Genomic DNA, 11760 nt, shown 5'->3' on the forward strand with positions numbered 1-11760 from the left:
GAGAAAGATTTCAACGCAAAGACGCAAAGACGCAAAGGCGCAAACCTGCACAAGATCTGTTCTTTTTTGCGTCTTTGCGCCTTTGCGTCTTTGCGTTGAAATCTCTCCCCAGATCGCTGGCCTTCTGGCGGGCGGAACCAACCGATGCCTGACACCCTGATCGAAGAACCGATCCGACCGACCGTGACCGACGACCTCGCCGCGCCCGCGCCCGCGCCCGAGGGCGACCCCGCGCCGGCGCCGGGGGCCGCCCCCGCAGATGCGCGCCCCACGCCGCCCGGCGAAGCCGCCCCGCGGCGCCCGGGCCGCGCCCGCGGGGCCGCGTGCCTCGTGGTCGCGATCGGGCTCGCCGCGCTGCTCGCCGGCGCGGCGCTCGGCGTCTACCTCCTCTTCTGGCGCTATGTGCCGACGGCCCGGCAGCACATCCCGGGCGACGCGAACATCGTGGTCCGCCTCGAGACCGCCGACCTCGCGCTCTTCGGCCCCGTGCGCCAGCACTTCCTCCCGCTGCTCGACGACGCGCCCCAGACCGCGTCGCGCAAGGCGCGCATCGAGGCGGCCACCGGCGTCGATCTCCCGACGGATCTGCGCGAGATCGTCGTCGCGTCGACCGACGCCACGAGCTGGGTCGCGCTCGCGGGCGGGCGCATCCCGAAGGGCCGCTTCGTCGCCGGCATGGAGAAGGTGGCCCGCGACGAGGGCTGGACCGGCGTTCGCCGCGAGGGCGAGCTCCTGCTCGTCGGGCCGCGCGCCGTGCTCGGCCAGGCCGACGACGGCACGCTCGTCCTCGGCACGGACGTCGAGATCGTGAAGGCCGCGCTGCCCGCGTCGCCCGACGCAGACGAGTGGCGGCGCCTCGATCTGCCCGAGCAGGGCGCCGTCACCTTCGCGCTCACCAGCGCCGCGTGGTCCGGCGCCGCCACCGCGGTCTCCGGGGTGCTGCCGCGGGCCGGAGCGCTGTTCCGCCGCATCGACCACGCCTCGGGCGCGCTCGCCCTCGGCGCGGAGCCCGAGCTCTCGATGCGCCTCGCGCCCGCTGCGGGTGAGGCCGCCGCTGCGCTCGCCCCGGACACCCAGGCGTTCCTCGGCAGCCTCAAGCTCGCGCTCGCGCTGCTCCCCGACATCGCCGGCGCACGCGCCGCGCTCGAGGGAGCCCAGGCCCTCGCGCAGGGAGAGCGCGTCGAGATCCGGACGAAATGGCCCCACGAGGGCCTCGATCGCGCCTGCGCAGAGCTCGCACACCGCGCCCGCGACGCCGCAGCGCCGGGCGCCGCGCCCTGAGATCGCGCTGCTTTGGGCGGGCGGGCACATCCTTCCCAGCAAAACGGACCGGACCTACAAAAACCTCCAGTGGCTCGGTCGTTGCATTGACAGAGGCCCCTCCTCAGACTACAGGCTCGCCTCTCCCGAGGGGACCGGGTGCATCGGTACGCGTGTGCCTGCCCCTCCGTCGCTCGTGCGTGGCACCTAGGGTCCACGCCTACGCCCGCGCGGCGAATCCCAGGGAAGGAAAGGAAACAAGAACGAACAACATGACTAGTAACATCCATATGGAGGCTGGCTCGTCCGGGGCGAGCATGGAGAGCTTTGCCGCGCTCTTCGAACAGAGCGTGGAAGGGGGCGATTTCGCGCGTGAAGGAGAGATCATCTCCGGCACCGTGGTCGCAGTGAACCGCGACTCCGTCGTGGTCGACATCGGCGGCAAGAGCGAGGGCGTGATCGCGCTCCGCGAGTTCGCGGACGCCGCGGGCCAGAGCGCCGTCAAGGCGGGCGACAAGGTCGACGTCTACATCGAGAGCCGCGAGAACGACGACGGCCTCGTGACCTTGTCGAAGGAGAAGGCCGACAAGATGAAGGTCTGGGATGAGATCTCGAACGCCTGCGAGGCGGACGAGCTCATCGAGGGCACGATCAGCCAGCGCGTGAAGGGCGGCCTCTCGGTCACCATCCGCGGCGGCGTGAAGGCCTTCCTCCCGGGCTCGCAGGTCGATCTCCGCCCGATCCGCAACTTGGACAAGCTGATCGGCCAGACCTACAAGTTCAAGGTCATCAAGTTCAACAAGAAGCGCGGCAACATCGTGCTCTCGCGGCGCGTGCTCCTGGAGCGCGAGCGCGACGAGATGAAGGCCAAGACGCTCGAGACGTTGACGGAAGGGATGACCGTCAAGGGGACCATCAAGAACATCACCGAGTACGGCGCGTTCGTCGACCTCGGCGGGATCGATGGCCTCCTGCACATCACGGACATGTCGTGGGGCCGCGTGAACCACCCGAGCGAGGTGTTCCAGGTCGGCGACGAGGTCCTCGTGAAGGTCCTCAAGTACAACGCCGACACCGAGCGCGTCTCCCTGGGCCTCAAGCAGACCCAGGAGGACCCCTGGAACCACGCCGAGGAGGCGTATCCGGCGGGCAAGAAGGTCCGCGGCAAGGTCATGTCGATCACCGACTACGGCGCGTTCGTCGAGCTGGAGCCGGGCGTCGAGGGCCTCATCCACGTCAGCGAGATGAGCTGGACCAAGAAGGTCAAGCACCCGTCGAAGCTGCTCGAGGTGGGCCAGGAGCTCGAGTGCCAGGTGCTCGAGGTGGACGCGCGCGCGAAGCGCATCAGCCTCGGTCTCAAGCAGCTGGAGCCCGATCCGTGGATGCTGTTCACGGACAAGTACCACCCCGGCGACAAGATCGCGGGCAAGGTCCGGTCGCTCACCGACTACGGCGTCTTCGTCGGGATCGAGGAGGGCGTCGACGGCATGGTCCACAAGAGCGATCTCTCGTGGTCGGTGCGCGTCAACAACCCGAGCGACCTCTACCACAAGGGCGATGACGTCGAGGCGATCATCCTCTCGATCAACCACGACGAGAAGAAGGTCTCCCTCGGCATCAAGCAGCTCTGGGACGACCCGTGGCCGAGCATGCTGACGGAGTACCCGCCCGGCCGCGTCCTCGACGACGCCCAGGTGGTGAGCATCGTCGACTACGGCGTGTTCGTGCGGCTGCGCGAGGGCGTCGAGGGCCTGATCTCCCAGGGCGACGTGCAGGAGCCCGAGGAAGGCAAGCTCAAGGTCGGCGACAAGGTGAAGGCCGAGATCTCGTCGCTCGACACGGTCGATCGCCGGCTCTTCCTGACGATGAAGAACATCGGCATGGAGCGCCCCGCCCCGGTCCGGCAGCAGCAGCAGAAGCGCAAGGACGACGACGACAAGCCGGTGGCCGGGACGATCGGTGATCTCATCAAGGAGAAGTTCGGCGCCAAGCTGGACCTGAAGTGACGCGGATCGGCGCGCGGCGTCGCTGAGGCGGCCGCGCGCCAGGCGCTCACCCGCCGCACGTCAGGTGCGGCGGGCCGAGGGCGCCCCGGTGCCCCCGGCTCGCCGTGTGGACCCGATGTCGACGAGAGGCGAGGCCCTCCCCAGGGCCTCGCCTCTTGCTTTTTCCGCGAGGCCGCGGACGATGCCGCGATGAAAGGCCTCCTCGCGCGCTCCGCCCTCGGGGCGCCCGTCCTCGCCGCCCTGGCGCTCAGCGCTCTTCCTGCCCGCGCCGACGGCCCCCGCGCCTCGGCCGCCGACCCGTGGTTCGGCGATGACAAGGCGCGCCATTTCTGCGCGTCAATGGCCCTTGCCGGCGGCGGGTACGCGCTCGGTTCGCTCGCGACGAACGACGTCCGGCAGCGGCTCGCGCTGGGGGCCGCGCTCGCGCTCGGCGCTGGCCTGGCGAAGGAGGCCTTCGACGCCGCCGGGCACGGCACCCCCTCGGTCCGCGACGTCGTCTGGGATGCGCTCGGCACCTCCGCCGGGCTTGGCCTCTCGCTCTGGTTCGATCTCGCGGCCACGCCGATCCATTTCTGAGCCCGCATCGACGGCGCTGCGGCGCGCAGGCGCGGCAGCTGCGAGGCGAATGCGAGGGCGGCGCGGCGACGAGCGAGCGGTGGTCCCGCGCGTGTTGCCGCCGTGCTAGCGTCTCCGCGACATGGGCAACCCCCTGTGGGCGCCCTGGCGCATCGAGTACATCCTTGCGCCGAAGGGCCAGGCCGACTGCATCTTCTGCGGCATCCCCCGCGCATCCGAGCAAGAACAGCGCGACCGGCTGGTCGTGGCGACGACCCGCCGCGCGTTCGTCATGCTCAACCGCTACCCGTTCGCCTCGGGTCACCTCCTCATCGTCCCGCACGCGCACGTCGCCTCGCTCGACGCGCTCGAGCCGGCCGATCACGAGGCCCTCTTCCGCCTCGTGCGCGAGTCGACGACCCGCCTGCGCGCCGCGCTCAAGTGCGAGGGCATGAACGTCGGGATCAACCTTGGCACCGCGGCGGGCGCCGGCATCGCCGAGCACCTGCACGTCCACATCGTCCCGCGCTGGCCAGGCGACACCAACTTCATGCCGGTGCTCGCCGACGTCCGCGTCGTCCCGCAGGCGCTCGAGGCGACGCGGGACCACCTGCTCGGCTTCTTCGCCGACCTCCCCGCGTCGCTCGTCGACGAGGGCACCCACGGCCGGGCCGCGCGCGGCGAGGCGCTGTGAGCGAAGGCCCCTCGCAGCGCACCGTGTTCCTGACGGTCAGCGCCGTCCTCACGGCGGCGCTGCTCATCGTCTCCCACGCGGTGCTGCTCCCGTTCGTGCTCGCGCTCGTGGTCGCCTACGTGCTCACGCCGGCGGTCCTCCGGCTCGAGCGCGCGCGCGTCCCGCGGTGGGCGGCGATCCTCGTCGTCTACGCGCTCGTGCTCTCCGGGATCGCGGGCTTCTTCGCCCTCAGCGTCCCGCGCCTCATCGCCGAGGGGAAGGCGCTCACCGCCGAGGCCCCGCGCCTCGCCGCGCGCCTGCGCGAGGAGTACCTGCCCGCGCTCGACGCGCGGCTCAACCGCTGGTCGGGCCGCGAGCCCGAGGCGCCGCCGGCGAACGCGCCCGACCAGGAGCCCGATCACGCCGCGCGGCCGCCCGACGCCAGCGCGGCCCCTGCTGGAGGAGAGGAAGGCGCCGAGCGCCCGCCGATCCGCATCTTGCCCGGGCCGGACGGCTCGTTCGACGTGCAGATCGCCGACGACGTCGAGGTCCGCGAGACGCGCGACGGCGTCTGGCAGATCGCGCAGGCGCGCCCGAGGCACCGCGGGCTCTCCAGCGCGAACATGCTCCAGGAGGGCTACGAGAAGGGGGCCACCTACCTGAAGGAGAACTCGCTCGCGGTCCTCCGGGTCGGGCAGGCCATCGCGACGGCCATCTCGCGCGGCATCTTCAACCTCTTCATGACGTTGATGCTCGCCGGCTACATCATCCTCACGCACGAGAAGATCCTGCGCTTCTTCCGCGAGCTCTGGCACCCGACCTCGCGCGACTCGTTCGATCGGTTCCTGCGCCGGCTCGACCGCGGGCTCTCCGGCGTCGTCCGCGGGCAGCTCCTCATCTGCCTCGTCAACGGCGTCCTCTCCGCGATCGGCTTCTGGCTCTTCGACCTCAAGTACTGGCCGATCCTCTCCGTCCTCGCGGCGGTGATGTCGTTGATCCCGATCTTCGGCTCGATCCTGAGCTCGATCCCCGCGGTCCTCATCGGCCTCACGCAGTCGTTCGGCACGGCGGTCGGCGTGCTCGCGTGGATCGTGGGCATCCACCAGCTCGAGGCGAACTTCCTGAACCCGAAGATCATCGGCGACGCGGCGAAGATCCACCCGGTCCTCGTGGTGCTCGCGCTGCTCGTCGGCGAGCACTTCTTCCAGATCACCGGCGCGCTCTTCGCGGTGCCCTGCCTCTCGCTCGCGCAGACGATCTTCCTCCACTTCCGCGAGTCGACGCTGGGCCTCGCCGATCCGACGGCCACGATCCCGCCGCTGCGCGGCGTCCCGATCATCGCCCCCGCGATCGAGCCGCTCCCGCCGCTGCGCGGCTTCGAGACCGCCCGCCCGGCCTCCACGCCCGTCCCCGCCCCCGAGCCCGAAGGCGAGCCCAGCGCCCGCAGCAGCGACCCCGACAGGGCCGCGAGCTAGTTTTCCTCGGGGCTCCGCCCCGAACCCCGCGTCCGCTTCGCGGCCGCCCACCGCCCGAGCCCCCTCCCCGGGGCCGATCGGCTCGCCCGTCCGCCTCCGCTGGCCGCTCCCCCGCAAGCCGGCTATGAGACCCCGCGCCCCGCGCAGGAAATCAGCTCCACGACCTCGATGAAGACCCCCGGCAAACCCACCCCGAAGAAGCAGAGCCCCAAGCAGCAGCGCGAGCAGGCCATCGCCGCCCTCCGCAGCGGCGGAAAGCCCCCCGCCGACCCGCTCTCCCAGCTGAACCCGCGCTCGCTCGCCATCCGCGTCGGCATCCCGGCGCTCATCGTCTGGGCCATCGCCCTGGCCATCCCGGGGATCTGGCCGAAGGCGGTCGCCGGCGTCCTGACGGTCATCGTGGGCGGCGTCATCGTGTGGGCGCTGCGCTTCGCGACCCGGACGCGCGCCGTCGCGAAGATCGTGCAGACCGCCGACTCGGCCGAGGCCCGCAAGGACGCGATCGCCAAGCTCGACACGGATTTCAAGAAGGACGACACGGCCGCGACGTTCGCGAAGGCGCAGCTCCAGATGCAGGAGGATCCGCGGGCCGCGCTCCGGACGCTGGAGACCATCAACCTCGACAAGGTGATGGCCCCGATGGCCGACGAGGCGCGCGCCCAGCGCGGCATGATCCACCTCATCCTGAGCGAGACGGACGAGGCGCGGGCGCTCGTCGACAAGATCGACATGACCCGCCACAAGGAGCCGAGGATCCGCGCCATGATGGCCGCCATCGTCGGCGAGGCGTGGGCCCGGACCGGCCAGGCCGGCAAGGCGGTCGAGCTGCTCGAGACCTTCGATCCGAACGACGAGGCGTTCGCCGAGCTCAAGCCGCAGCTGCTCCGCTCGCGCGCGTTCGCCTACGCGTGGGCGAACAACACGAAGCAGATGAAGACCACGCTGCGGAGCCTGAGCGCGCTCAACCCGCAGTACCTGAGCGGCTTCGTCACGAAGAAGAAGAGCCCCATGGGCGTCCCGCCGCGCGGCGTCCATCCGATGCTCGAGAAGGAGGCGTTCGAGATGCTGATGCGCTCGGGCGCCATCCCTCGCAAGATGCAGCAGATGCGGCGCGGCTGACGCGCGGCGCGTGGTGCGCGTGGTGCGCTGTCGACCAACGAGCGGCCGAGGCCGACCAGCGCCGCGCCTCGCCGTCGGCGCGCCGAGCCCGCCCGCCGAGAGCGGCCCCTTGACGCGCGACGCGGCGAGCGGCTCAGATGCGCGCCCTCATGAGAGGAACCGCGCTGCTCTACAGCTCCCATAACCGCTGCAACTTCATCCACGACCACTACATCGCGCAGCGGGCGCTCTCGGGGCGGGACAACAAGCGCATCCTGTTCCTGCCGATGTCCGAGGCGCCCCGCGACGGCAACGAGCGCGAGCGGCAGGAGTTCGCCTACGGCAACTTCAGCTGGTTCTTCCGGTTCTACGAGCGCTTCGGCCTCGAGCACGTGCCGTTCTACTGGAGCAGCAACCTGCGCAGGGAGGACGTCGACGTCCTCTGGCACTACCTCGTGTCGTCCGAGGTGGTGATCCTCGGCGGCGGCTACAGCACGACGGGGCTCTGGCGCTACAAGCAGCTCGGCGCGATGTTCGACGGAGAGCCTGGCAAGTTCGGGCGCCTCCTGCACGAGCGCCGGCAGCGGGGCCTGCTCACCGTCGGGTTCTCCGCCGGAGCCGACCAGCTCTGCCAGCACCTCTTCCGCCGGGTGTGGGACAGCCCCGGCGACAACGACGCGTTCGGCCTCGCGCGCGACACGCTGATCACGCTCCACCACGAGCCGAGCCGCAACGGCGATCTCTGGCACGCGGCGCGGCGCATGCCCCGCTGCTTCGTCTTCGGGCTCCCGAACGACTCCGGGGTCCAGGTGGACTGGGGAGTTCTCCCGTCCGGCAACATCTGGCAGGTCTACGAGCTCATCATCGACACCTCGTGGGACGATCCCTCCGACGCGCTCCACGTCAAGACGCGGCAAGGCGCGCTCATCGACCACTTCGACCACACGGGCCGCCACTGGGCCTTCCACGGCGGCGACCACGTCGTGCGCGTCACGTCGCAGGACGGCCGCTTCGACCGAGCGTGGATGACGGCCGGCGGCCTTCTCCTCGACTACTGGACGCGCGAGCCTGCCACCTACGGCTCGATCGACGACATCCTCGCGAGCCACTGAACCTGATCGTGCGCCCCCTGCGCAGCCGTGCCCGGCCTGTGTGGCCGCGGTCGCGCGCTCCCGGCGTGACCGCGGACGCGCTCTGTTCGCCGCGCCCCCGGCATTGACGCCAGGTATGTGGCGCGGCATCGAAGAGCGCGAGGCCATCCATGCCGCCCCGCCCCTGCGTGTTCTGCAGCATCGCCCGGGGCGAAACGCCGGCCCACGTCGTGCTCGACGCGCCGGAGGTCATGGCGTTCCTGGATCACCGCCCGCTCTTCCCCGGCCACTGCCTGCTCATCCCGCGCGCCCATCACGAGGTGCTCACCGACGTTCCGGCGTCGCTCGTCGGTCCGCTCTTCGCGACCGCGCAGCGCCTCGCGCGGGCCGTCGAGTCCGCGTGCTCGGCTGAGGGCTTCTTCGTCGCCATCAACAACCGCGTCAGTCAGAGCGTCCCCCACGTGCACATCCACGTGGTCCCGCGCCGTCAGAGGGACGGTCTCAAGGGCTTCTTCTGGCCTCGTTATAAATATGCGGGTGAGCACGAGATGTGCGGCGTTCGCGACGCCATCGTGACGGCATTGGCTGCGGGTTGAATTCTGTCGCTGGTACGGGTATCTGGACGTGGCGCCGTGCTGGCTCAGGCGCGAGACGTCCGTCCCAGATCGGGACATTCTGCCACACACGGTCTGCACTTCATTGTGTCTTGCGATGAACCGAGACCGCTGCCAGGTTAGGGAATAGACAGGGCGCTTCCCTGGTTCCCGGGGCCGACAGCCTCTCACTCCTCGAACGATGCTGGCTCTCCGGTCATTTTTCCCTCGGATCGCGCTTCTCTTCATGCTGATCCTCGCCCCCGCTGCGCTGGGACGGGCGAATATCAGCATCATCGAAGCCGGCAACTCCGATGTTTCGGGATCGTTTCGTACCGGGGCCAGCGAGAACGAGGCGGGGGGCCTCGAGGCCTTGCAGCCGCCGCTCCGCGACGGGGCCCATCGTTCGGTCACCTCGCGACCGGCGCCGCGCGCAGGCGCGGCGCCGCCGCGCGCCGCTCTCGTCGCCGATCTCCGGCCTGTCCGCGTCCCCTCCCCCGTCCCCCACCCTCCCCTCCGTCATCCTCCACCGCGCTTCCTGAACTGACAGGCTAGCTCCGTGGCTGAGGCCGCTCGCGGTCCGGCTCGGAGTCGCTGGAATCGGAGGCGTTCATGACGATCACCGCGCCCGATGGGCGCGGTCAACGAGAGGGTTTGTTCCATGCAGAAGCTCGCGGACGGGTTGCACAAGTTCCATGCCGAGGTGTGCGGTACACATCAGGACCTCTTCCGCCACTTGGCGAGGGGTCAGCGGCCCGAGGCGCTGTTCATCACGTGCTCGGACAGCCGCATCAACCCCAACCTCATCACGCAGACCCAGCCGGGCGACATCTTCATCGTGCGCAACGTCGGCAACATCGTGCCGCCGTACGGCGCCAGCAACGGCAGCGAGGCCGCCGCGATCGAGTTCGCGGTCGCGCACCTCGGGATCAAGCACATCATCGTCTGCGGCCACACGCACTGCGGCGCGATGCGCGGGCTGCTCGATCCCGCGGGCCTCGACGAGCTGCCGGCGGTCAAGGGCTGGCTCCAGCACGCGGAGCTGACGCGCCGCCTGGTGCAGGAGAACTACCCGCACATCGAGGGGGCGGATCGGCTGACGATCACGGTGGAGGAGAACGTGCTCGCCCAGATCGAGAACCTCCGGACGCACCCGACGATCCGCGCGCGGCTCGCGCGCGGCGAGCTCTCTCTCTACGCCTGGGTCTTCAAGATCGAGACCGGACAGGTCTTTCAATTCGAGGCTTCGACCGGCCAGTTCGGGCCGATCGGTGACACTGTGCCCCCGTCGGCGCTGCCGGAGACAACGGTCTACCGGCGAGCCGTCTGAGCGCCCGTTCGTCGCCGATCCACGTCTTAACCCGAATCGAGAGGGCCCGTCCGATGCAGCTTCCGAATCCTATCCATGCAGGCGCGGGGGTGAATCCCGCCGGCGCCGTGGCGCTTAGTTCCGAGAGCCCGGGTGCGAGCCGGGAATCGCCGCCCGCGGAGAGCGCGCCGCCGCTCGACCCGCGCCTCACCGCGAACCTCAAGTACGACATCCCCGCCGGCCTCGTCGTCTTCCTCGTCGCCCTGCCGCTCTGCCTGGGCATCGCGCTCGCGTCGGGGGCCCCGCTCCTGTCGGGCATCGTGGCCGGCATCGTGGGCGGGCTCGTCATCCCGCTCGTGAGCCGCGCTCAGCTCAGCGTGAGCGGCCCGGCGGCGGGGCTCGCCGCCATCGTGCTCGCGGGCATCACCAGCCTGCAGAGCTTCCAGGCGTTCGCGATGGCCGTGGTGATCGGCGGCGTCCTTCAGCTCGGGCTCGGCGTGCTGAGGGCCGGCGCGATCAGCCATTTCTTCCCCTCCTCGGTCATCAAGGGGATGCTCGCGGCCATCGGCGTCCTGCTCATCCTGAAGCAGCTCCCCCACGCCGTCGGCTTCGACAAGGACAACTTCGCCTCCGAGTCGTTCAAGGCCGAGGGCGGCAACACCTTCACGGTGATCGGCCAGGCGGCGCAGGCCATCGAGTGGGGCGCGTTCCTCCTCAGCGCCATCTGCCTCGCCATCCTGGTCGGGTGGGAGAAGTCGCGCCTCGCGAAGATCTCCTGGCTCCCCGCGCCCCTCGTCGCCGTGCTCGTCGCGACGCTCGGCAACGAGCTGTTCAAGACGGCGATCCCGTCGCTGGCCCTCGAGCAGAAGCACCTCGTGACGCTGCCCACGGGCGACCTGGTCAGCGCGCTCCAGCTCCCCGACTGGTCCGCGATCCTGCGGCCCGAGGTGTGGGTGCTGGGCGTGACGCTCGCGATCGTGGCCAGCCTCGAGACGCTGCTCAACCTGGAGGCCGTGGATCGGATCGATCCGTGGCACCGCAAGTCGCCGCCGAACCGGGAGCTGGTCGCGCAGGGCCTCGCCAACATGCTCTCCGGGTTCGCCGGTGGTCTCCCGGTCACGTCGGTCATCGTCCGCAGCAGCGCCAACACGAACGCCGGCGCGCGGACGCGGGTCTCCGCCTTCGCGCACGGCGCGCTCCTGCTGCTCGCGGTGGTCTTCGCCGCGGGGCTGCTCTCGCGCATCCCGCTCGCGTGCCTCGCGACGATCCTGCTCGCGACCGGCTACAAGCTGGCCAAGCCCAAGATCTTCGCCGAGATGCGCCAGCTCGGCTGGAACCACTTCATCCCGTTCGTGGTGACGATCGTGGCCATCGTGCTGACCGATCTCCTGAAGGGCATCGCCATCGGCCTCGCGGTCGGAGTCCTCTTCGTGCTGAGGACCCATATGTCCCGCGTCTTCGACGTGATCCACGAGGGGGCTCGCGTGACCATCCGGTTCAACAAGGCGGCCTACTTCTTCACCCAGGGCAACCTCGTCGCGCTGCTCGAGCGGCTGCCGAGCGACACCCACGTGGTCGTGGATGCCCAGGGGGTTTCGTACATCGACCACGACGTCGCGGAGCTGATCCGGCGGTTCCAGCAGTCGGCGCACCGGCGAAATATCCACGTCGAGCTGCGCGGCTTTTAAGCGACGCTCAGA

The 11760-nt window shown here is 70.1% G+C and carries 10 protein-coding genes; all 10 read left to right on the forward strand.

All coding sequences use genetic code 11. The annotated features are described in order from the left end of the window. Window positions 1-144 precede the first annotated feature (144 nt). The 10 genes from WMF45_RS37645 (at window position 145) to WMF45_RS37690 (ending at window position 11748) form a co-directional block, all read left to right on the forward strand. Window positions 145-1281, forward strand: a complete 1137-nt coding sequence (locus tag WMF45_RS37645) for a hypothetical protein (protein WP_437710681.1) — start codon at window positions 145-147, stop codon at window positions 1279-1281. Further along, window positions 1197-3266, forward strand: a complete 2070-nt coding sequence (locus WMF45_RS37650; protein ID WP_437710683.1) for a 30S ribosomal protein S1 — start codon at window positions 1197-1199, stop codon at window positions 3264-3266. Before WMF45_RS37645 ends, WMF45_RS37650 begins: the two co-directional genes overlap by 85 nt. Before the next feature lie 189 nt (window positions 3267-3455). Next, window positions 3456-3842 carry a hypothetical protein gene (locus WMF45_RS37655; protein ID WP_437710685.1) on the forward strand — a complete coding sequence of 129 codons (387 nt, stop codon included), beginning with the start codon at window positions 3456-3458 and terminating at the stop codon, window positions 3840-3842. Between the two features lie 121 nt (window positions 3843-3963). Further along, window positions 3964-4515: an HIT family protein gene (locus tag WMF45_RS37660; RefSeq protein ID WP_437710687.1), complete on the forward strand. Its 552-nt coding sequence runs from the start codon at window positions 3964-3966 to the stop codon at window positions 4513-4515. Beyond that, window positions 4512-5969 (forward strand): AI-2E family transporter, encoded by a 1458-nt coding sequence (locus WMF45_RS37665; protein WP_437710689.1) that lies wholly within the window; start codon window positions 4512-4514, stop codon window positions 5967-5969. The genes WMF45_RS37660 and WMF45_RS37665 overlap by 4 nt, the downstream gene beginning before the upstream one ends. Before the next feature lie 168 nt (window positions 5970-6137). Continuing rightward, window positions 6138-7088 (forward strand): hypothetical protein, encoded by a 951-nt coding sequence (locus WMF45_RS37670; protein WP_437544634.1) that lies wholly within the window; start codon window positions 6138-6140, stop codon window positions 7086-7088. Between the two features lie 149 nt (window positions 7089-7237). Next, complete coding sequence (locus WMF45_RS37675; protein ID WP_437710691.1) at window positions 7238-8179, forward strand: hypothetical protein; 942 nt, start codon at window positions 7238-7240, stop codon at window positions 8177-8179. Window positions 8180-8328: 149 nt separating this feature from the next. After that, window positions 8329-8754 carry an HIT family protein gene (locus WMF45_RS37680; RefSeq protein WP_437710692.1) on the forward strand — a complete coding sequence of 142 codons (426 nt, stop codon included), beginning with the start codon at window positions 8329-8331 and terminating at the stop codon, window positions 8752-8754. A 658-nt stretch (window positions 8755-9412) separates the two neighbouring features. After that, window positions 9413-10081, forward strand: a complete 669-nt coding sequence (locus tag WMF45_RS37685) for a carbonic anhydrase (protein WP_437710694.1) — start codon at window positions 9413-9415, stop codon at window positions 10079-10081. Window positions 10082-10188: 107 nt separating this feature from the next. Beyond that, complete coding sequence (locus WMF45_RS37690; RefSeq protein ID WP_437710696.1) at window positions 10189-11748, forward strand: SulP family inorganic anion transporter; 1560 nt, start codon at window positions 10189-10191, stop codon at window positions 11746-11748. The last annotated feature ends 12 nt before the right edge of the window (window positions 11749-11760 follow it).

The sequence above is a fragment of the Sorangium sp. So ce448 genome (assembly GCF_051520915.1).
Classification (GTDB): domain Bacteria; phylum Myxococcota_A; class Polyangia; order Polyangiales; family Polyangiaceae; genus Sorangium; species Sorangium cellulosum_B.